Origin of the sequence: Actinopolymorpha rutila, assembly GCF_013407855.1 — a bacterium.
In the GTDB taxonomy this organism is placed as follows: domain Bacteria; phylum Actinomycetota; class Actinomycetes; order Propionibacteriales; family Actinopolymorphaceae; genus Actinopolymorpha; species Actinopolymorpha rutila.
The window spans coordinates 695,148-716,505 of sequence record NZ_JACBZH010000001.1 but is presented as its reverse complement, the minus strand read 5'-3'; the positions used below and the strand labels follow the sequence as shown (position 1 = coordinate 716,505).

The following is a 21,358-nucleotide window of genomic DNA, read 5'->3' as shown; positions in this document are numbered from 1 at the left end:
GCTCAGCAGCCTCCGTCCACCTTCTGGTTCACTCTTCCCGTGATCGTCTGGCTTGCGTCCTACCCGCGTTCGGGGAACACGTTCTTCCGCATCGTCCTGAACAGGCTCTACGGCTTGCGGACGTGTGTGGTCTACGAGGTGGACGGGGTGGCCGAACGGGTCGGATCCGAGCTGGTGGGTTTCCAGGAGCGGCCGGACGACATCTCGCGGATGCGGGAGTCCGATGAGGTGTTCGTTCTCAAGACACACAACCAGACGCGCCATTCGCCGGTACGTGGCGACGACAGGGTCGTCTACCTCGTTCGCGACGGCCGTGACTCGGTGGTGTCTGAGGCTCACCTGAGGTCCGACGTCGGTACCACCGGGGAGCGAAGCGGGCCGGACCTGCTCACCGAAGAACGCCGCCGGCGATTCGAGACCGAACTGCGACAGGCGATCACGCGACCGACGAAGCGCGGTGTGGGGAAATGGGGCACGAACGTCCTGAGCTGGTCGCGCTGGCCGCGCTGGTCGGCGTCCCGGCACGTCGTCGTCAGATACGAGCACCTGATTCGCGAGCCGGCCGAGGTCGTACGGCAAGCCGTCGACCTGGTCCTGCCTGACGTACCTCCGATCGCCGGTGCGGACATTCCGTCCTTCGCGGAACTGCATCGACTGGACGGCGGGTTCTTCCGCAGAGGATCGGTGGGCAGCCACCGGGACGAGCTGCCGGCACATCTCGAGGAACTCTTCTGGGCGCAGCCGGACAACTCCGAAGCGATGAGGATGCTCGGCTACGCACGCTGAACCTCCACGACCGGCAAGGCCTAGGGTGTCGCGGTGGACACGACAGAGCCGGACCAGGTGGACTTCATCGCTTCGCTTCCTCGTAAGCGAATGGCGGCAGGGGCGCTTCTCTTCGATCCAGCGGGCCGGGTTCTCCTTGTGCAGCCTACGTACAAGGCGTCCTGGGAGATCCCTGGCGGCATCGTGGAGGCGGACGAGTCGCCGCACGCCGCGGTGTGCCGGGAGTTGAAGGAGGAGCTTGGCCTGCATCGTGATCGGCTCTCCCTGCTGACCGTCGACTGGGTGCCTCCGTACGAGGGGAAGCCTGACGGAGTGATGTTCGTGTTCGACGGTGGTTCGGTCGGGCCGGATGAGGTGTCGGCGATCACGCTGCCCGAGGACGAGCTGCGCGGTTGGTCGTTCTGTACTCGCGCCGAGGCAGAAGGGCTCCTGTCAGCGAGACTCGCCCGCCGGGTTGCGGCCTCCGTCGAAGCACGGTCGGTTGGACGCCCCGCGTATCTGGAGGACGGGTCCCCCCTCGCCCATCACGGTGCACTGCCCTCATAGCGTTCCCGACTACCGTGGTCGCATGCCCGAGCTGATCCTTCCGACCACCCGCCTCCACACTGCCTTCCTGGAGTGCCGCGACGACTGGGGTCCGGGCCTGCACGAGGACGGCTTCGGCCTGGGCGCCGACGACACCGTGGACTCACCGGAGGGCTTCGCCGCCTGGGTTCACAAGCGGGTCCGGCTGACCCACCCGACCGGGGATCCGTGTCCGAACGAACGGCACGGCTCGCCCAGGTGGATCGTCGAGGACGGCCGGTTGCTCGGGGGAATCGCGCTGCGCCACTGGTTCAGCGACGACATCGGCCACATCGGCTACGGCATACGCCCGTCCGCCCGACGTCGCGGCCTGGCGAGCTGGGCGCTGGGCGAGATGCTCGTCGAGGCTCGCGCACTGGGCCTGGACCGCGTTCTCGTTCCCTGCCTCGCGGACAACATCGCCTCGGCCCGCACGATCGAGCGCAACGGCGGCGTACTGGAAGGCATCCGCGACGAAGAGCACGGTCCCGTGAGGCGCTACTGGATCGACCTGGACCGGTGAAGGCCGGTGACTCAGCTCTCGGGGAACTCGAGATGCCTGAGCGCTCGGGGAGGATGGCAGAGGGCTATCTCGCGAATGCCTCCCGCAGTTTCGCTGAGCGGAAGCTTGTAGACGTGGTGCCGTCCGAGCGCTGACCACCTCAGGGGGACTTCCTCGATGGGGGATTGCTGCCCGCTCTGGCAACGCGGCTTGGTCACCGTCACCCACACCACGACCCACTCACCCGGCTCGATCGTGACGGGGAAAGGCCGCACGTCGCTTGCGTGGCCGCCCATCAGCTCGCCGTTGCCCGGCACTGGCACCCAACCTGCGGCCGTGATGCCGTACGCGTGGTCGGACGCCAGGCCGTCGACACGAACGGGGAACCTCCCGTCGTTCGCCAGGTCGTAGGCGATCCGGCCGTGCTGGCCCGCAGCTGCGTCCACGATGTAGCGAGTGGGCGCCACCCCGTCGGTCAACGCTTTGACCGAGCGAGTCTCCGGGGCGGAGAACGTCCCCGTGGACAGTGGTGAGTAGCGGGACGAGTACGCAACCCACGCCGTGACGACGGCGACCACGACCACGACCACGACACCGGACAGCACAACCCGGGTCGCGCGCTTGCGTGGTCCACTCCGCCGTACTGCATGCCAGTGCCCTCGGCGGGTGGCCACGGCCCATGCATCGACTCGCTCGACCCCGTACTTGCGACGACTTCGTTCCGACCCTCCGGCCACGCCTCGATTGTCAGGCCGTTCCCACGGAAGTGGAATCTGCCGTCTCCTGCGATCCGACTACGGCGGAGCCGCTGTGTGGGAAGCCTTTGTGGCCGACAAGGACCATGGCTGCTGCCGCAAGGATCGGAATCGAACCGGCCAAGGCCAACACACGGATGTCGTACGCGTTGAGGAGCAGACCGCCGAACGCGGCACCGGCGGCGATCCCGATGTTGGCCGTCGCGTTCAGCCAGGCGCCGGAGATCTCCGGAGACATGGCGTCGGCTCGGATCGCTGCGCTTTGGAACAGGGAAGGCGCCGGCCCGAACGCGGCGTTCCACACGACACCGAAGACGACCACGAGCAGCAGTGACGGGAAGCCGGCACCGACCGCGATCATTCCAGCTCCGCTGACGAGCAGAACGATCAGCGCGGTCCGACGGGGACGGTGGTCGAGCGGCCGCGCGGCTCGCCAGATCCCCAGCAGCCCGAATCCTCCGAAGAGGAAGAGGATCGGTGCGATCCGACCGGGCGTCGCTCCGGCGCGGAGCAGGAGTACGGCCACATAGGTGTAGACGGCGTACTGACCGAGGTAGGCGAGGGCGTTCGCGGCCATCACGGGGACGAGGTCACGCCAACGGCCTGTACGCACCGGGGAGGCGGCCACGTCCGTGGTGTCCGCCGACGGCAGCGCCAGCGCGATCAGGGTCAACACGGCGATCATCAGAACGACGAGGGCGCCGAAGCCGGCCCGCCATCCCACGGCGTTGCCGAGCGCGGTCGCCAGCGGCGCACCCAGGATCAATCTTGCAGCCACTCCGGACGACACCAGCGCCAGAGCTCGTCCTGTCTGGGATGCCGGCACCAGTCGTGATGCGTAGCCGATGCACACCGAGAAGAAGATCGCGTGGGTCAGCCCTCCGAGCGCGCGGCCCGCAGCAAGCAGTCCGGCGTTCGGCGCGAGAGCGCAGACCAGATTGCTCACCGCGTACGAGCCGATCGTGGCGAGCAGGAGGACTTTCCCCGGGACGCGTCGCGTGGCGAGCGTGAGGGGTACGGACAGCAGCATCACCATGACGGCGTACAGGCTGACCAGCAACCCTGTGGCCGATGCGGTCAGCCCCATCTGGCGGCTGATCGCAGGCAGCAGCCCGACAGGCAGCATCTCCGTCGTCACCGCGCCGAACACGGCCAGGGCGAGCACTGCCAAGCCCAGCCGGGCCGAGCCCAGGCCAGGCGTCCCGCGACTCACCGTCGCCGTGTCAACCATGAACTCTCCTCGCCGACGGGCTCTGCGCAGGCTACCTCCTGGTCAAGAGGCCGTTCTCCAGGTGGTCCGCGTCTTGTCGAGGCACCTACGTGTGTGGCGGACCGATGAGTTCTGCGGTGGAAGGTGGTCTGTCTGCTACGGGCCAATGCGATGCGTTTCTGTGCGCGGTCTCGTACTGGCTGACGCATCGGAAGGAGCAGGACATGGGGATCAAGGTCAACGGTGTCGAGTTGTACGTGGAGACGTTCGGAGACCCGGCGGATCCGCCGGTGCTGCTGGTCGGCGTTACCATGCTGAGCTGGCCGGACGAGCTGTGCGCGGCGCTGGCCGGGCGGTATGTGGTGCGCTACGACCTGCGCGACGCCGGCCAGTCGACGTTCGTCGATCCGGACGCGCCCATGTACGACCTGCGCGACCTGGTGACCGATGCGTCCGAGCTCTTGGTGGCGCTGGATCTGGGGCGTACGCACGTGGTCGGGATGGGCGTCGGCGGCTTTGTCGCGCAGCTGCTCGCGCTCGACCATCCCGACCAGGTTGCGTCGCTGACCCTGGTCTCCACCCGTCCGGTCGCCCCCGGTCCGGTCGATCCCGACCTGCCAGACCACGCGCCGGAGCTGATGGAGCAGCTGTTCGGGCGACCGAAGCCGGACTGGACCGATCGCGACAGCGTGGTCGACTACATGATCGGGTCCGCGCGGCTGATGTCGGGGTCGCGAGGATTCGACGAGCAGGACGTACGGGCGACTGCCGGGGCGGTGTTCGACCGAGCCGGACGTACGGCGAAGGCGCAGCGCGCGAGCCATCTCGGCAGCATGTTCGCGGCCATCGACTGCAAGCCGCGGTGGCGCGAGCGGCTCGGCGAGATCACCGCGCCGACCCTGGTGGTGCACGGAGACGAGGATCCGTTCTTCCCGCACGGGAACGGAGTGGCCCTGGCCGCGGAAATCCCGCGCGCCACGCTGCTCACCCTCCCCGGCATCGGCCAGGGCCTGCCGCGCGTGACATGGCCGGCCGTCGTGGACGCCCTGTTGCGCCACACCTCCTGACCGACGCTCTGGCACGAGGTCGCTGCTCGCCGGCAAACCGGCCGCCAGTTGGCACGCGCAGCGCACCTCGGCTCGAACCCGACCGCGGGGAACGATCCCCGCTCTCGGATGGAGGGCCGGGGTTCGGGGCGGAGCCCCGGTCAGTCCCCAGCGGCGGTTCGCCGAGCGAGCCAACTGCTGTAGAAGTTCTTCTGCTCCTGGACCGTCACGACCTGATCGCACGGAGCGGGGTCCAGAGCGGGAACCTGGCCGGGGTGGCCGGGCTCGTCGCCAAGCAGGTAGACGAACCGTCCTCGTGCCATGTCGCGTTGCATGCCGGACGCCCAGGCGTTTCGCCGCGCGCCGTTGCAGCAGAGGCGCACGCCCACTGCGTCGAGCTGTTCTCGGAGGTTCAGCACCGCGTCGAAGACGTCCGTACCGGTTGCCGTCCACGTCTGTGGCGCCGGCCTCATTGGTCACGCCGGCATCGTAGGAGCCAGCTCTCGCCCGTTGCCTCCGCCCGGCGAGCCCGAGGACTGCGCCCCAGTTCCCTAACCCCGGATCCACCGATGGTGGACGGATGTGCAACGTAGTACTACGGTGACGTGCGTTCTCTGAAAGAGATCGAGGAGACGTCGTTTCCCCTTGTGCGACGGCGATTCGGTGGGTCGTTCGCAGGTGTCGAACGCCCGTACCTGCTGGAGGTGGACATGCGCCGTTCCCGCCGCGCACTCCTGGCCGGCTCGCTCGCGGCGGTCGGGCTCGCGACGATGTTCGGGACCCCCACGTCAGCGGTGGCAGCCGGCGAAAGTCCGGATGCCGTGATCAGTGTCGGTTCAGACGCCCTACGGGTGAGCCCTGACGTCGCTGCGACACCCCTACCGGCTGCGATCGTCGGCGGCAACCACCGGTGGGTGAACAACGGCCTCGGCATGTGGGACCCGCGCACCAACGCCCCCGTCCCGACCGCCGTGCGGGCGGCGAAGGACGCCAACCTCGGATTGGTCCGCTACCCAGGCGGAACCGTGGCGAACATGTTCGACTTCTCGAAGGCGATCGGCCCGCAGGCGGCGCGGCGTTGCCAGACCGGAGCCGGCTTTGTCGGCGGTCTGTTCGGATCGGTCGACTCCACGTACGGGCCGGACGAGAACGAACGCTTCGTCGACAGCTTCGGTGGACAGACGATGGTCATGGTGCCCACGATCAACCAGTCTGCGAAGTCCGCGGCCGACTACGTCGAATACATGAACGCGCCGCTGGGCACCAACCCCAACGGCGGGGTGGCATGGGCGGCGCGCCGAGCCGCGAACGGACACCCGAAGCCGTACGGGATCTCGGTGTGGGAGGTCGGCAACGAGCCGTACCTGCCCAACCAGCGTTACTGGCGTTCGCCGGATCCGGACACGAAGGTGAAGCAGTTCATCGAGGGTGGCTGGCAGCGCCAGACGGCCGACTCGGCTCCCTACGCCGACAACGACGGACTCTTCTCCGGCTGCGACCTGGCGAACCCGGTGACCGCCAGCGGTGAACCGAACCAGGTGTATCGCACGCGGTACAGCCCGATTGCGCTGGCGCAGGACGCGACCTCGGAGTCGGGGCCGATCGCCGATCCGGTACTCACGGTCGACGGTGAGCGGTGGGAGCGGGTGGACTCGGTCCACAGGGCATCGAAGGACGCGAAGGTTTACGAGGTCGTCCGTGACAGCGGGCAGATCCGCTTCGGCAACGGGGCGCACGGAGCGGTACCGCCGAAGGGGGCGGTGTTCTCGATCGGGTACACCACCGGACGCCAGGACGGGTTCCTCGACTACTACCGCGCGATCAAGGGCGTCGATCCCACCGCGTCGGTGTGCGCCGGTTGGGGCAAGCCCGAGTTCGTCGAGGCGATGGGTGACCGCCGCTATGACTGCCTGGGCGTCCACATGTACACCAGCCCGGTGGCGGGCGACGCGGAGCACCCGGTCTACGACACCGGCATGCTCTACCAGGACCTGATCCGCCGTGGCGCCGACGCCGTCAGCGCCCTCCGCCTGGACAAGGAGGAGATCGCCGCACGATTCCCGGACCCGGCGACCCGACCGTTCCTGGCCGTGACCGAGTACGGCACGCTGGTAAAGAACGGGCCCTCCGGAGCGACGATGCCGTTCGGCTACGGCGCGATGCTGATGCAGTGCCTGTACGGCGCGGAGTTGACCATCGGCCAGATCGAGAACGGCGTACGGCTGGCAACCAAGTCCAACCTCAACGAGGCGCCGCCGGCGCCGGGCAAACCCTCGTCGCCGGGCAGCGTCATCGGAGGCTCGCCCAACTTCTTCGTCACCGGCCCGTCGCAGATGTTGAACCTCGTGCACACGATGGTGGGCAGCACTCCCCTGGACAGTTCGGTGAGCGGCAACCCGACAGCGACGGGCGGCTCCTACCCGTCCCTGCGGGTCCTCGCGACGAGGGGCGACGACGGCGTGATCCGCCTGCTCGTCATCAACCGCGACATCGAGAACTCCCTCACCGTTCGCGTCGACCTGACCGGGCTCAACGGCGACCGGCCGGTCACGGTCAGCACGTTCGACGGGCCTACCGTGGACGCGTACGACAGCTGGGACGACCTCGACAATCTCACCACGACGGTCAGCCGGGCCACCGCCGCCGGATCGAGCGTGGAACACACATTCCCCGCGCACTCAGTGACGTTGCTGGAGTTCGGGGCACCCTGAGAGTCCGTTCCCAAGCTAAGTCAACCTAGGGCCTCTCCAAAGCACCCGTCGACGAGAAACGGGTGGCGGAGAGGGCATCGTCCTCACGCTCCTCCTGTGATGGCGTTGTCAGTCAGCGAACTTGACCGAGGACACCTCGAACGCGGTTCCCCGGCACACGGTTGTCACCGCCACCGGCACGTCGTCTCCTATGGCGCGTTTCAAGAACTGTGACGTCGGGACGGTGCGGGTGCCTTCGGTGATCTTCGCTTCCAACGTGACGGTCGACCACTTGTCGAACCCCAGCCCGGTGCCGTGTCGAGCCTCGAACCATGCGGCGTAGGGGACTGCGATGTCATCGTCCTCTGGCCAGGGCGTCACTCCCCGCCATGTCCCGGTGAACGACGCCGGGACCCGGCATCGCGGGTAGCGCATCGCCTCGGCCAGCCTTGGCGGAAAGTCACGACGCCGCATCGACCGCGGGATGTACACGTAGTCCTGCCCGTCCTTCTCCCGAACGAGAAGAGCGACGTTCGGATCCAGGCCCACCGCGAGATGAAGCCGGAGCTTGCTGGTGTCCCCAGGAAGGGGTTCGCCGGCACATCCGTAGGAGTGCGACGAGCCCAACGAACGTCCAGTACGCGGCGTCTGCTGGGTTGCCAAAGACCTGTAGACCACGCCATGGAACCGGACCCTCGTCGTGCAGTCACCCCCGCCAATGCGTGCTGACGGCCCGGCACCACTCGCACACCCGGCGAGCATCACAACCACTGCCCCCAGGACCGCTACTGACCGCCACAGCCTCGAACGCATACCGCCTCCCGAGCCAGGCCCCGATCATCCAGTCCAAAGAGCCGGCGCGGAAGAGCCGGCCACAACCGTGCCCGATCCGTGACTCGCGCCAGCGCGTCGGCTTACTTGCCGACAGGCCATTGGTCGTGACGCTGCGGCTTACCCCAAGGGGCTGGCGCTATTGAAGCGCTATCGCCAGTTGCCGTTCTGTTCGACGTATGTCTGCCCGGTGACCGGCTTGCCCCGGTACCGTCCGGTGACGCTTGCCGCACCTTCGTAGGTGCCACCGAACGTCCCTTGACGTTCCTGTCCCTGCGGCTTGGCAACGACGGTGAGGCTGGCATCCAGCGCGGGGATGTTCACGGTCCACCTGGTGCCGTACCGCTTCCCGGTGATCGGGCTGGTCCAGAAGTCGGAGGTGGTATCGGCGAGCGGTTCCACTGCCACCATCTCGTGGGTTCCGTCCGGGCGGAGCACGGTCGCGTAAGAAGCCTCACGTCCCTCGGCGAACAGGTCCCAGAGGTTGATCCGGTCGCCGTTGGACACTTGCAGAGGCATCCATGTCCACTTGTCCATGGTGCTCCAGTCCCAGTTTCCCCACTGGCGGTCCAACCACGACTCGCCGGTCACCGGGTAGGTGCGGTTGTTCACCTCGAGCGTTCCCTGTGTCGCCAGGCTAGGCAGGGAATAGTAGTAGCTCGTGCCGCCCAGAAAGGGCATCAGCCCAGTCCCGTTGTTGTACAGCGCAGGTCCCTCTGCGCTGAGTGTCAGGTTGATTTCGCCGACGACCGGCAGCGTGGCGTGCAGCCGCATCGCATCCATCGGCCCGGACAGCGTCGCCGACGGCGTACGTATGTCGAGCGCGGTGGTGGAAAAACTAGTCTGGTCATGCGAGTAACTCTGGCTGTTCGTGTAGAACGCGCCGGTCGTCTTGTCAGTGATCGAGAAGATGACCTGCGGGTCCTTACCGCCGCCGATCGTGACCTCGTAGCCGAAGCGATGGCCACGGGCGTTGACGTGGCCGATCACGTACCACCATTCCGCGCGTGCGGTCGGGTGCGCCGCCTGGTCGGCCGGCAGATGCACGAACGTCGGGAAGGCGGGTGCCGCCGTGGCCGCCTCCGGCCTGTCCGTGCTCGCTGAGCCGGAGCCGGTCTTGGCCGTCGCTGGGACAGCCGAGGACGCCGCGACGGCCAGAACCGCGCCGAACACCAGGGTGGCGATTGCCGCGGTTGAACGACGTTGCAGTGTTTGCATATTCGACCCCATCTCTTGCTGGCGGGAGTCCACGTGTCCACGTGGTCGGCGCGCGCTGGTCGAGGCGCCGGTGACGAGCGCCTGGGAGGGTTTACGGAGTCGATCATCGCGCCGTCGAGGCAGCTGGGGCCTCCGACCGGCGGATGGCAGCGTGTACGCAGTTCTGAGTAGACGCATCGTGCCTGGCTACGCCCGTCGTGGTACCTGGAGCGGGTGGCGGGTATCGAACCCGCGCTGCCAGCTTGGGAAGCGTAGTGGCCGGGCGCTCAGGCAGAGCAACTCGGCCGGAGCGGCCGGCGGATGCTGGACAGCGATGGACCGCCGTTGGTGTGATCTCGTAGGTTGCCCGGCATGAGGATCGGCCTGATCTCAGACACTGAGGGCAACATCGCAGCCCTTGAGGCCGCGGTGGCCGCGATGAAGGGCCACGCCCCAGACGTGTTGGTGTTCGCTGGAGACATTCTGGAGTGCCCGTTCTCGCCTGATCCGCCAGGAGAGACGATCGGGTTGCTGCGCGCCGAAGACATCAGGACGGTCCCCGGTAACCATGACCGGTACCTCATGGACTGGGGTACTCCGCGCTGGCCGCACACGCTGTGGATGAGACTCCGCCGTTCCGATCCCGCCGGCCCTTGGCTTGACGAGGTTGGTGCGGGCCAGGCTCTGATAGCGCCAGCCGACCTGGCCTGGTTGCGCGACCTTCCTGAGGAGTTCCTCCTCACCGATGGGGTATGGGTGTGCCACGGCATGCCAGGGAACCCGTGGAACTCCATCTGGCCGCCAGGACATCCGACCTACGATGCCAACATTTCCGACGCAGACCGCGACGCCTCGCTGCGCATGCTCGCCAACGTCGGCGCAAACCTGGTGCTCTGCGGTCACGTACCCGACCCCTGGACGTATGAGGATCGACTACCCGATGGGCGCGACCTGCGGATCGTCCGGGCCGGTCCACGAACCAAGGAACGGGTGGGCTACGCGATGCTGACCGGCGCGGATGGCAAGTGGGACGTGACCTGGCACCACGCTGAGATAAGTAGGCAAGCTTCCTGAGGCGGTTCCTCTCCCCGAGACCCCCACAGGGTGCCGGCAGGGCTTGGCGCGCCCATGACCCCTTACTCCTGCCTCGCAAAGGCACATCAACATGATCGCGACGTGCTCGTCCACGCTCCGTAGGTCGTCGACCAGGTGCGGGCGTTGGGGTCATGCTGGGGGGCGTCCCGGGTACCGCCTAGCCAGACGAGGCGCTAGGGTTCGGGCAGCGAGTGACCCTGCGAGGAGCTGAGGAATGCCCGGTCGTTCAAGCGCGCGTTGACGTTGTAGGTCGTGAGTGGCCTGTCATCGCGTGCTGCCCTTGATGTGCGGCACAGCGAGCCTTATCCGCCTGCACTGCCGGTGCGCCTGCCGTGCGCTGGCTAGCGGCCTCGTCTCGAGAACCCAAAAGGGGTCCCTGTGTCGTCTACTTCCTCAGCTGTATCCGATTCTGCTCAACCTGTGCCGCCAGGACGCCGCATCATCGTCACTGGGCAGGCCGGGGCCGGGAAATCCACGCTCTCACACGCCCTTGCTGCCAAGTCCGGCTTGCCCCTCATTCATCTGGACATCCAGTTCTGGAAGCCCGGCTGGGTCGAACCGTCAGAGGCCGAGTGGCGCGAGAAGCAACGTGGCATCCTTGCGGGCGACGCGTGGATCGCCGATGGCAACTACACGGAGACACTCGATCTCCGTCTCGAACGCGCCGACGCCGTGGTGGTCCTCGCCACGCCGTGGTGGCGGTGCGCGGGACGAGCGTTCCTGCGCGGCTTCCGAATGCCGGGCCAGCTACCAGAAGGATGTGAGTACTCGGCCTGGCAACGGTTGCGCGATGAATGGCGCCTGATCCCGGTCCTCTGGCGGGACCGACGCGCGAACGAAGGCGAGCTCGCGATCATTGCCCAGCATGGGCAACACGCGACTCGGCACGTGCTCAAGTCCAAGCGGGAGATCAGGGAGTTCCTCGAAGGATTCGACGCCACCCATCGCCCAGCGAGATCGCCATCGTGCGGCTGCAGCCGGTGACGCCGTGATCGTCCTCGGCGCCGACGCCGGCGAGCACGACGCGTCGTTCGCCGTGGTGAAGGATGCGAGGCGGCTCCCAGACGACTAGATCGGCCCGAGATGTCCAGGGACTGCTCGGATCCGGGTCGACCTGCGCGTTTGCAGATCGGTACTCATGATCATCTGGCGCCTCTTGACGGGGCTGCGTGGCCAGATCGCGGCCAGGATCGTTACCCCGAAGGTTGGGGTCGTGTCGGTGCGGCTGGATCGAACGGGTGCCTCAGGGGTCGCCGTACATCGACAGGAAGATCGCGAACATCACGATGAAGGCGAGCACGGGAGCACAGACGCAGACCACGAGCAGGACCCAGGCCCAGGCCGGCATCCCTGGGTTGTGACGGCTCATAGCGGGATCTTGACAGTCCCCACACCGTTTGGGAACGGAAACGGCTACGCACTACGAGGCGGCCCGGAGCCGGCTGCGGTCCGGGGTATGTGCCGTGCGAGAGGCGGCCGGTCGCGCTGTGCTTGCTCAGGGGATGAGCACGATCTTTCTCCCACCGGTCCGTCCGGCTTCGGCGCGGGTGAGAGCGGTCGGCCCCTCGCGCAGCGGGAGAGGTTCTGGCGTCAGGTGCAATGTCCCTTCGCTGAGCTGCTTCGCCAGCTCGGCGAGCTGCGTGGCATCGGGTTGGACGGTCAGGTCCGTGGTGGTGATGGCGCGTTCGGGTGCGGGTGCGTCGAAGGTCAGGGAGCACAGCCGCCCGCCGTCGCGCACCAGGGGCATGGCGGCCGCCGCTGTGCCGGTTGCGGCGGTCAGCGCACCGTCGAACTGTCCGCGTACCTGGTCCGGCCAATCTTGGTCGTGGTAGTCGACGACCTGTGCCGCTCCGAGGCCGCGCAGTCGATCGGTGGCAGAGGCGGATGCGGTTGCGGTCACCTCGATGCCCATGGCTGCGGCGAGTTGAATGGCCAGCGAGCCGGTGTTGCCGGCCCCGTTGGTGATCAGGAGTCGCTGCCCTCGCCTGAGCTCCAGCGCTGCCAGGGCCTGCCACGCGGTGAGGCCGTTGACCGGCAATGCTGCCGCTTCCGCGGGCGTCAGCCCGGACGGGCACGGCGCCGCATCAGCCGCGGTGAGCAGGACGCGTTCGGCCCAGAAGCCGCTACCCCCGGGCAGCGGGGCCTCATGCGCGAGCACCTGGTCGCCGACTGCGAACTCATCGACATCGGCGCCGACTGCCAGCACTCGGCCCGCGCCTTCTACCCCCAGTGCCGCTGGCGGGTGCAATCCCACGTCCCAGCCAGCTCCGTTGAGCAGACCATCCCATGGTCCGACTCCGGCTGCCTCGACCGCCACCAGGACTTGACCGGGGCCGGGAGACGGTGGATCGGGCAGGTCCAGCAGGCCGACGTCCCCGCCCGGCCCGGACACTCCGCACGCTCTCATCGGTATCCCTTTCGCCCAGTTCGACCGACCGGAAGGTGCGGGCCGCAATCCTTGGCGTCTGAAGCGGTGCCGCCGAGATGTCGAGCGAGACACCCCCGCATATCCCCTCCACGCTAAGACCCGCATTCCCGATCGCACGATATTCCATGTCGGGCGGTCGCCATGGAGTTGCCTGTCTCGACAGATACAGAGGTCGGTCACTTCCGGCGCACCGTGCAACGCACGTGCAACTACGAGCGAGACCATCCAGATGATCTTGAACTATCGACGGCGTACGAGCCGACCTGGCAGCGTGGATGAGCCATCGGTGGACAGGTCTGGACGAGTGAGGATGGGTTCCTAACCCATGTGTCGTCTGTGTGCCGCCGTGCTCTCCACGTCACGCGTCAGGTCTGGCGCTCAGCTCGAAAGGCGAGGAGTAGCGGGAACGCGCGATCGGGTGACTCAGCGAACGCATCAAGGCGCATCCCTTGCGTTCGGGAGGTCATCGGCCTGGTGCTCATCGTCATTCGTTGTTGCAGCTCGTTGGGGTCAGACTGGGGTCAATGGAGCCGCGGTACGAGTGGTGATCATTACTCACCTACCGTGTTAGCCTGACCCGGATCTCGGGGCAGGAAGGGAGGCGGTTTCCATGCGCGATCTGTTCAGCGTGGTGACGCCTCCCTGCGACTCCTAGCCGCCCCCGATCCCTTCGGGCTCACCGCGTCACATTCCTTGCGGAGGAGCCCTTCCATGCAGAGCCTCGTCGAAGATTCGACCCCGCTCGCCATCGTTCGTGACCTGTTCCGTTCCTACGACCGCCCGTACTGGGTAGCTGGCGGATGGGCGGTTGACCTGTTCGCCCGGCGCGTCCGTCGACCCCACAGCGACGTGGACATCGCCATCCTCTACCGCGATGTCGACTACCTAGCCGACACCTTCAGTGATCCGCGACCCGTCCTTGCGAATCCCGCGACCGGTGAACGCCGCGAGTGGACACCAGATGAGCAACTCAAGCCAGGCCCGTACGGCTTCGTGATACCTGACGACTCCCATCCCTGCCCCATCACGATCATGCTCACCGCATCCGATGGCGATGAGTGGGTGTACCACCGTGGGACCGGAAACGTGCGCCGCCCTCACTCGCTGATGACGCTCACCACAGAGCGAGGTCTACCGTTCGTCGGACCTGAGGTCGCCTTGTTGTACAAGTCGCCGATGTTGCGATCCAAGGACTGGCAGGACTTCGATGACATTCACGAAATGCTCGACGACGAGCGGCGCGGATGGCTCATCGACAACCTCGCTGCCCGTCGTCCCGACCATCCCTGGCTGCCACGGCTTCGACGAGTAGTCGAGCGAGGCCGCAACAACCGCGTTACAGGTCCCGCTGCCTCCTCGTTCCTGCAACCTGCCCAGACGAATGGTCACTGGCCTACTTCGACCGGCGACGGTACGGCGGAGGTCCCGCCAGCAGCATCCAATGCAGATGACGCCGGGCAGGAGGCGGCTGCGATGCAGGCTCGGGGCGACCAGATACTCGCGCGCTTCGACACGAACGTGGCCCACGCATTCCGCGTCCCCTTCGCGTGGTCCAACGAAGTGTGGCTGGCTGAGGAAGTCGTCGTACGCGTGGGCAAGCTCCGGCGCAACGCGCTTTCCAGGGAGGTCAACCTCGCACGGCACCTGCCCGCTGGGGTCGGGTACCCCGCGGTCCTCGGCTACGGGCTCATCGACGGGCACGAGTGGATGGCCAGCGCCCGCCTCCCCGGCGGCAATCTCCACGAGGCCTGGCCCGGACTAGAGTCGGCGGTCAGGAAGGACGCGCTAGCAGATTTGTGGTCTCGGCTACAGGTCCTCCACACCACCGACATCGCGTTGGCCCGATCAGCCGGATGTACATCGACGAGGTACTACGACCTCGACGCTACGCGGGCTCACACCGACCTGGCCGAACTGGTGGAACGCGGCGCCCTGGAGGTGACCATCGGCGATCGTCTCGCCGAGCTGCTCAGCGAGGCGTTCCAAGCGATGTCGCTCGTGCCACTCGCTCTCAACCACACCGACGCCTCGCCAGGAAACGCCGTTCTGACACCGATCGGACAGGCGATACCGATCGACCTGGAATCCGCCTGCATCGGGCCGACAGATCTCGACCTGGAGAACCTGTTCCGTTACCTGCACTTCATGGCGGACGAAGCCACGGCCAACCACCTCGCGATGCTCGCGGCCGACCTGCTCAACCGGCCAGGAGCCGAGGCGCGAATGTGTGGATACGCGATCCTCCGTGACCTGTGGGCCTTACGGCGCTGGTTCCGCCAAACCCGCAACACCACCGACCTTACGACCTGCGCGCCTCTCCAGCGGCTACACAGTCACGCCACCAGCACCAGCTGGCTACACGCCATCTTCTAACTGACCACCGAAAGCCTCTGAGCTTCCTCTCCTGTCAGTCGGACAGCTCGCCCGCCGAGCGCTTCCATTAGGGCGCCTCGGGCTCCTCGGGATCATCTGGTGACTGCCCGAAGGGAAGGACGAACAGTGGCGAAGATCTTCTGCGGTATCGACTGGAGCGAGCAGCATCACCAGGTCGCCCTCGTCGACGTCGAAGGACGCGTACTGGTCAACCGGCGGATCAGCGACAACGTGACCGGGTTCGCTGAACTGGTTGGCCTGTTGGCCGAACACGATGCCCAGGCACCGGTACCTGTGGCGTTGGAGACCGACCGGGGCCTGCTGGCAGCAGGTCTGGTGGCGGCTGGGCGCCAGGTGTTCTCGATCAACCCGAAAGCAGTGGACCGGGACCGGTACGCGGTGTCGGGTGCGAAGTCCGACCCGGGTGACGCCCAGGTGCTGGCCTGCTGCGCGCCGACGCAGCCCACCACCGCCCGATCCCCGACGACTCCCTGCAGGTTCGGTCGATCGGGGTGCTTGCCCGTGCACACCAGGACGCGGTGTGGATGCGGTGCCGCGACGTGGGACGGCTCCGCTCGGTGTTGCGGGAGTTCTTCCCTGCTGCGCTTGAAGCGTTCGAACCTGGCTACCAACGCCGCAGCAGCCGTCCTGTCCGCCGCACCCACGCCGACGGCCGCGGCCGCACTGGACGACTCCGACGTCGCAGAACTGCTCGCCACCACCGGCCGTGGTGTGCGTGCGAAGTCGCCCGGCTGCACCGGGTCTTCGCTGCGCCGCAGCTGCACCAGCCAGTGCGGGTGGAGCGCTCAATGGGTCTGGTCGTTCAGACGCTGGTACGCACGATTCGGGAGGCCAGCGCCGCCATCCGCGATCTGGAGGCGGAGCTCGCTTCGCAGCTGGCCGATCATCCCGACGCCGAGATCCTGCGCAGCGTCCCTGGGCTGGGTGTGGTCTCTGGTGGCCGGGTCCTCGGGGAGTTCGGCGACGCCCCTGCGCGGTTCGCCGACGCCGGCCGACGACGCTGTTACGCCGGCACCGCACCCGTGACCCGCGCCTCGACCTGTTCCCGGCTTCGGTGAGTCCGTCCGCCCCGGGTTCGCCGGGCCCGGGACGGCGTGTCACTACGACTACCGGGGGGTAACTCGCCCTTCGGGCGCACCCGGGCGCTCACCGCGACGGAGCCACTACCACCTGCGGGAGCCATGAGCGATGACGGGCTGACCGAAGCCGGACCGTTCGCCGGTTCTCGCACGCCGCCAGGCCCGCACAAGAAGCGGCTGGTGTCGTCCGTACTAGGTTTTGTGGTCGGCCTGGTCGTGGCAGTCGTACTTGTCGCCGGATGCGATCCCTCTGCCGAAGGCATGGGCGGGAAGTCGCCGGCTTCGGCACCGATCATGCGCCCGACGTCGACCCCGGCCGCCGTCGCCCGCCAGCCTGTGCCGTTCCACTTCCTCAGGAGCGGGTACCCCGCTCGTTTCCTAACCGGGATCCAGCGGCCGTTCCGCGACACGGTTGCGCCACGGGTCGACCACGAGAAGCACGACGCGCACGGTGTGCGGATGCGGGTAGTTTCCGGCCGGCAGTACAACCACCCCAACTACCAGGCCAAGTACGGGCTGGAGAACATCACGTCCTACGAACTCACCGGTGACCGTTTCTACCTGAACCGCGCCCTGGCCCAGGCGAGGCGACTGTACGAACGCCGCGTCGTGTCGCGGGGCGCGTGGTTCCACCCGTACGACTTCGACTTCCCCCTGCACCGAAGCCCCGCCGAGACGATGCACGGGCCGTGGTACAGCGCGCTGGCCCAGGGCAAAATACTCGCGTTCTTCATCGAACTGGCCGAAGCCACCGGCGACCAGAGGTGGCGCGACGCCGCCGACCGCACGTTCGCGAGCTTCCTGCTGCCCCCCGATCCCCGGGCACCGTGGGTGGTTCTCACCGATCGCCACCACCTGCTGTGGCTGGTGGAGTATCCGTACGGTTCACCCGAGCAGGCCGACCTGGTGTTCAACGGCCACATGTTCGCGGCGTTCGGCATCTGGGACTACTACCGCGCCACCCGCGACCCGCGCGCGCTCGCGTTGTTCGACGGTGCGGTCACCACGATCCATCACTATCGGTCCGTGCTGCGGGTTCCGGGCGGACGCTCGATCTACTGCCTCACCCACGACGCCGAGGCCGCCAACAGCTACCACCTGCTGCACGTGGATCAGATGGTCCAGCTCTGGTTGCTCACCGGACGAAGCGAGTTCGCCCGCCTGGCCGAGGAGATGGCCGGGGACAACCCATACCCGATTCTGGCACGGCCGTACCAGGTCGACCTGGCCCCCGGCCGGCAGGTCGCGCACACCTTCGACATGCGCACGGGAGAAATCACCGGCATCCGCACCGTCACCCTGCCGCGCGCGGTCGTTGGCACCACGGTCCGGCGGATGCGGGTGAAGGGCCGGGGCATCTACTACCTGCTGCGCACGGGCACCCCACTCGGCCGGATGTGGGTACCGGAGCGGGCGGGACTGAGCACGGTGCGCGGCGTGATGGCGAAAGTCGACTTCCGCGGCGACCGGCCCGCGGTGCTGCTGGCAGCCCACACCTACAACGGCGTGAAGTACGACAGCAGGGGCAAGCGGGTCGACGCCGCCGATGTCACCCGGCGCGCGAACACCGACGTCACCTACGACGCCGCCGCCTGGATCAGCGGCGTACTCCGCGTGCGGCTCACGAGCGGACCGCTCAGCCGATACTGGGTCCCACAGGCAGACCTGAGCCAGGTGCAGTGAACGTGGTCCTGCAGACATGCCGGGGTCCAAGGTGAACTATGAGTACCTGCGTAGCCGGAAACCCTGACACGCTCTGCTCACCATGCCGGGGTCGACCAGAGGTCGGCCACGGCAGCGCGTGGGTTACAAGGCCTCCGCGATCTGCTCGGCGTCGCCTGGGTCATGGAGGCCCGGAACGCGCATGCTCGCATCAGCCCGGCGCAAAGCGAACGGACCGGCATGGGGCCAGAGTCAAGGAGCGGCAGGGTTTGGCCGGTGGCCTGACTCGGGTCGCGGAGACCGGGGGGCCGTAAGCTTCCGCGGCTCGGGCGGGTTGGTGGCCTGCCCGGTGTGGCCCGAGGTGGTCCCCCGGCCTTAGGGACCCGACCCGAGGGAGGTGGGTAAAGCCTGTCGGTCCGGCGGACAACTCAGCCACGGCTCCGTGAGTGTCGTGTCGCCCGGTGAGTCCGAGGACGGCGCGTCAGTTCCCTAAGTCAACCTCCGACGACCAGCGGCTCGGACATCAGCTTGAGAAACATACATCTTCCGGCCTCTGGGCTTAGATCACGTCCGCGTCTCTGGGCCGAGCGTCCTGGAGTGGCCTGGCTGGACCTAAGCCTTGGCTAATGGCCCGTGGATGGCCCGCCCTCCCTCGCCAGTAGCCTCACCTTTCCAGGCCAGGGGTCGGCCACGTCGAATACCGCGCCGGCGGCGGCCTGCCGGCTGGCTCTCACTCAAGCCTCAGTCAGTGTTCGGCCCGTAGGGAACGGGGAGGAAACAGTGGGTGCCGGTGGCCTCACCGCAGGAGCTCGCTGCCATCAACGACGACGGGGCGGCGGGCCTCGGCTGGGCTGGTTACGGGCTGTGCGCGGCATGTAAGGAAGGCAAGGGCAATGGGACAGATCAAGCTTGATCTTCATGATTGGAGCGACAGTGAGCTCGCTACTGCTTATATGGCAGGTGGACTTCGCGGCCCTACGGCCCTGCTGCCTCTCGTCGGTGGTACTGGCTGGATTGGCGCGGTGTTAGTGTCGCGACGCCATGTTGACCAGTGACCCAAGTTTACGAAGTCGTGCTGGCCAACCAGCCTGGTGTAGGTGAACAGCGCCATGGATCGTGACGCCAGGGCCCGGGCCCGGCTGGAGCAGCACTGGACGGCTTCTGAACGCGGGGACATCGATACTGAGCACGCGATCTACGCCGAAGATGCGATCCTGGACTACCCGCAGTCCGGGGAGCGCTTCAGGGGACGGGCAAAGATCCAGGCGCAGCGCGGCGGGCACCCGGCTGAACGACACTTCACTGTCCTGCGGATCCGCGGCGGCGGCGACCTGTGGGTGAGCGAGTGCGTGATCACCTATGAAGGCGTGCCCACCTACTCGGTCAGCGTCATGGAACTCACCGGCGATCTTGTCACGCACGAGACCCAGTACTTTGCCGACCCTTTCCCGGCGCCTGCCTCGCGAGCAGCGCTGGCTGAGCTGATCCCGGACCGCGACCGATGAACATGCGCGAATTATGACTACCGATATAAGGCGCGGGGGCCGTCCTGAGCCGCAGCAGCGGCCAGGATTGCGGGTGTCCGGACCTGTACCACTGCCCGGCCGCGGTCGACATCGAATGCCCGCGGCACAGCGGTTTCGGCTTCTGCTGTGATCGCGAGTCTGAGCACGTGCCGGTTCGCTGAGGAGCTTGTGGTGACAGACCTTCCGTGGGTGAGTAGCTAGCCGACTCGGCGAGCCCGAGGACGGCGCCTTGGCGCCGCCCGCAGGGCGTGGCCGAGCGGCGGTTCCGGTGCTTATGCGGCTGGTGTCTGCTGGGGTCAAGTCCATTGGCGTGGTGTAGCGGTCGTGTCGCGTGATCCTCTTGGTGGTTAGGCGCTGAGCGCCTTGAGGTCGGTGTCGGTCACCTCCTCGGTCTCGGTGGCGCGGGCTTTGGCGAGGAGGTCCAGGCCGAGGTAGCGGCGGCCTTCGATCCATTCGTCGTGTTGTTCGGCGAGGACGGCTCCGACGAGGCGGATGAGGGAGTTGCGGTCGGGGAAGATCCCGACGACGTCGGTGCGGCGGCGGATCTCGCGGTTGAGGCGTTCTTGGGGGTTGTTGGACCAGATCTGTCGCCATAGCTGCTTGGGGAAGCCGGTGAACGCCAGCACGTCGGTCCGGGCGGCCTCGAGGTGGTCGGCGACCTTGGGTAGCTTGTCGGCCAGGGCGTCCAGGACGCGGTTGAACTGGTCGTGGACCGCGGCGGTGTCGGGCTGGTCATAGACCGAGTGCAGCAGCGTCCGCACCCACGGCCAGGACGCCTTCGGGGTCACGGCCATGAGGTTGGCGGCGTAGTGGGTGCGGCACCGTTGCCAGCCCGCGCCCGGGAGTGTGGCGCCGATCGCTGCGACCAGACCTGCGTGGGCGTCAGAGGTCACCAGGCCCACGCCGGACAGGCCGCGGGCGACCAGGCCGCGCAGGAATCCCAGCCAGCCGGCGCCGTCTTCGGCGGAGGTGACGTCGATGCCGAGGATCTCTCGGTGTCCGTCGGCGTTGACACCGGTCGCGACGAGTGCGTGCACCCCGACGACCCGGCCGCCCTCTCTGACCTTCAGCACCAGGGCGTCCATCGCGACGAACGTGTACGGACCTTGATCGAGGGGGCGGGTGCGGAACGCCTCGACCTGCTCGTCCAGCTCCGCCGCCATCACGCTCACTTGTGACTTGGACAGGCGGGTGATGCCGAGTTGTTCGACGAGTTTCTCCATCCGCCGCGTCGATACCCCGAGCAGGTAGCAGGTGGCCACCACCGACGTCAGGGCCCGTTCGGCCCGGCGTCGCCGTTCCAGCAGCCAGTCCGGGAAGTACGAACCGGAGCGGAGCTTGGGGATCGCGACATCGATCGTGCCGGTACGGGTGTCGAAGTCGCGGTGACGGTAGCCGTTACGGGAGTTGGTGCGGTCCGGGCTGGGCTGACCGTAGGGGGCGCCGCAGACCGCGTCGACTTCGGCACCCATCAGGGCGTCGATGAACGTCGACAGCAGGTCGCGCAGCAGGTCCGGCGACGCAGCAGCCAGCTGTTCGTGCAGGAACCGGTCAGGGGTCATACTGGGCTTGGCGGTCATCGCGTAGGTCTCC

General features: G+C 67.3%; 19 protein-coding genes and 1 pseudogene. 12 read left to right on the top strand and 8 right to left on the bottom strand.

The window, feature by feature from the left end; translation table 11 throughout:
• The first annotated feature begins 39 nt into the window (after nucleotides 1-39).
• From F4554_RS03030 to F4554_RS03020, 3 genes are read left to right on the top strand one after another with little or no spacing between them, the layout of a single operon-like run.
• Nucleotides 40-786, top strand: a complete 747-nt coding sequence (locus F4554_RS03030) for a sulfotransferase domain-containing protein (protein ID WP_179785951.1) — start codon at nucleotides 40-42, stop codon at nucleotides 784-786.
• A gap of 33 nt (nucleotides 787-819) precedes the next feature.
• On the top strand, nucleotides 820-1,332 hold the full coding sequence (locus tag F4554_RS03025) for an NUDIX hydrolase (protein ID WP_337795850.1): 513 nt from the start codon (nucleotides 820-822) through the stop codon (nucleotides 1,330-1,332).
• 22 nt (nucleotides 1,333-1,354) lie between these two features.
• Nucleotides 1,355-1,873 carry a GNAT family N-acetyltransferase gene (locus F4554_RS03020; protein ID WP_179785950.1) on the top strand — a complete coding sequence of 173 codons (519 nt, stop codon included), beginning with the start codon at nucleotides 1,355-1,357 and terminating at the stop codon, nucleotides 1,871-1,873.
• Nucleotides 1,874-1,884: 11 nt separating this feature from the next.
• Here F4554_RS03020 and F4554_RS03015 read toward each other — a convergent pair whose 3' ends face one another.
• Both F4554_RS03015 and F4554_RS03010 read right to left on the bottom strand, forming a co-directional pair.
• Nucleotides 1,885-2,430: a hypothetical protein gene (locus F4554_RS03015; RefSeq protein ID WP_179785949.1), complete on the bottom strand. Its 546-nt coding sequence runs from the start codon at nucleotides 2,428-2,430 to the stop codon at nucleotides 1,885-1,887.
• Between the two features lie 169 nt (nucleotides 2,431-2,599).
• A complete protein-coding gene (locus tag F4554_RS03010) occupies nucleotides 2,600-3,838 on the bottom strand; it encodes an MFS transporter (RefSeq protein WP_179785948.1) in 1,239 nt (412 codons plus the stop codon).
• A 203-nt stretch (nucleotides 3,839-4,041) separates the two neighbouring features.
• On the opposite strand from F4554_RS03010, the gene F4554_RS03005 reads away from it, so the two are divergent.
• Nucleotides 4,042-4,884, top strand: a complete 843-nt coding sequence (locus tag F4554_RS03005; protein ID WP_179785947.1) for an alpha/beta fold hydrolase — start codon at nucleotides 4,042-4,044, stop codon at nucleotides 4,882-4,884.
• A 140-nt stretch (nucleotides 4,885-5,024) separates the two neighbouring features.
• On the opposite strand, the gene F4554_RS03000 is transcribed toward F4554_RS03005, so the two are convergent.
• Entirely contained in the window at nucleotides 5,025-5,336 is a 312-nt protein-coding gene (locus F4554_RS03000) for a hypothetical protein (RefSeq protein ID WP_179785946.1), read from the bottom strand.
• Between the two features lie 132 nt (nucleotides 5,337-5,468).
• Here F4554_RS03000 and F4554_RS02995 point away from each other — a divergent pair, with 132 nt between their 5' ends.
• Nucleotides 5,469-7,574, top strand: coding sequence for a hypothetical protein (locus F4554_RS02995; RefSeq protein ID WP_179785945.1), 2,106 nt, complete (start codon nucleotides 5,469-5,471; stop codon nucleotides 7,572-7,574).
• A gap of 108 nt (nucleotides 7,575-7,682) precedes the next feature.
• On the opposite strand, the gene F4554_RS02990 is transcribed toward F4554_RS02995, so the two are convergent.
• Together F4554_RS02990 and F4554_RS02985 are read right to left on the bottom strand one after the other, a co-directional pair.
• The gene (locus F4554_RS02990) at nucleotides 7,683-8,102 is read right to left on the bottom strand and encodes a hypothetical protein (protein WP_179785944.1); all 420 of its coding nucleotides are present in this window, start codon (nucleotides 8,100-8,102) and stop codon (nucleotides 7,683-7,685) included.
• Between the two features lie 432 nt (nucleotides 8,103-8,534).
• A complete protein-coding gene (locus F4554_RS02985) occupies nucleotides 8,535-9,635 on the bottom strand; it encodes a lipocalin-like domain-containing protein (RefSeq protein WP_179785943.1) in 1,101 nt (366 codons plus the stop codon).
• A 318-nt stretch (nucleotides 9,636-9,953) separates the two neighbouring features.
• Here F4554_RS02985 and F4554_RS02980 point away from each other — a divergent pair, with 318 nt between their 5' ends.
• Nucleotides 9,954-10,655 (top strand): metallophosphoesterase family protein, encoded by a 702-nt coding sequence (locus F4554_RS02980; protein WP_179785942.1) that lies wholly within the window; start codon nucleotides 9,954-9,956, stop codon nucleotides 10,653-10,655.
• A 441-nt stretch (nucleotides 10,656-11,096) separates the two neighbouring features.
• Complete coding sequence (locus F4554_RS02975; protein ID WP_179785941.1) at nucleotides 11,097-11,660, top strand: P-loop NTPase family protein; 564 nt, start codon at nucleotides 11,097-11,099, stop codon at nucleotides 11,658-11,660.
• A 259-nt stretch (nucleotides 11,661-11,919) separates the two neighbouring features.
• Here F4554_RS02975 and F4554_RS32865 read toward each other — a convergent pair whose 3' ends face one another.
• Both F4554_RS32865 and F4554_RS02970 read right to left on the bottom strand, forming a co-directional pair.
• A complete protein-coding gene (locus F4554_RS32865; RefSeq protein WP_272955867.1) occupies nucleotides 11,920-12,045 on the bottom strand; it encodes a hypothetical protein in 126 nt (41 codons plus the stop codon).
• A gap of 126 nt (nucleotides 12,046-12,171) precedes the next feature.
• Nucleotides 12,172-13,083: an NADP-dependent oxidoreductase gene (locus tag F4554_RS02970; protein ID WP_238341201.1), complete on the bottom strand. Its 912-nt coding sequence runs from the start codon at nucleotides 13,081-13,083 to the stop codon at nucleotides 12,172-12,174.
• A gap of 732 nt (nucleotides 13,084-13,815) precedes the next feature.
• Here F4554_RS02970 and F4554_RS02965 point away from each other — a divergent pair.
• From F4554_RS02965 to F4554_RS02950, 5 genes and pseudogenes are all read left to right on the top strand, one after another.
• Complete coding sequence (locus F4554_RS02965) at nucleotides 13,816-15,477, top strand: nucleotidyltransferase domain-containing protein (protein WP_179785939.1); 1,662 nt, start codon at nucleotides 13,816-13,818, stop codon at nucleotides 15,475-15,477.
• A 99-nt stretch (nucleotides 15,478-15,576) separates the two neighbouring features.
• Nucleotides 15,577-15,921: pseudogene (locus F4554_RS33940) on the top strand (IS110 family transposase); the annotation flags it as partial.
• Between the two features lie 365 nt (nucleotides 15,922-16,286).
• Nucleotides 16,287-16,556: a transposase gene (locus F4554_RS31825; protein ID WP_238341199.1), complete on the top strand. Its 270-nt coding sequence runs from the start codon at nucleotides 16,287-16,289 to the stop codon at nucleotides 16,554-16,556.
• Nucleotides 16,557-16,679: 123 nt separating this feature from the next.
• On the top strand, nucleotides 16,680-18,260 hold the full coding sequence (locus F4554_RS02955) for a D-glucuronyl C5-epimerase family protein (protein WP_179785937.1): 1,581 nt from the start codon (nucleotides 16,680-16,682) through the stop codon (nucleotides 18,258-18,260).
• Nucleotides 18,261-19,336: 1,076 nt separating this feature from the next.
• The gene (locus F4554_RS02950; RefSeq protein ID WP_337795849.1) at nucleotides 19,337-19,744 is read left to right on the top strand and encodes a nuclear transport factor 2 family protein; all 408 of its coding nucleotides are present in this window, start codon (nucleotides 19,337-19,339) and stop codon (nucleotides 19,742-19,744) included.
• Between the two features lie 368 nt (nucleotides 19,745-20,112).
• Here the strand turns inward: F4554_RS02950 and F4554_RS02945 are convergent, their stop codons facing one another.
• Complete coding sequence (locus F4554_RS02945; protein WP_179791220.1) at nucleotides 20,113-21,345, bottom strand: IS256 family transposase; 1,233 nt, start codon at nucleotides 21,343-21,345, stop codon at nucleotides 20,113-20,115.
• Nucleotides 21,346-21,358: the final 13 nt, after the last annotated feature.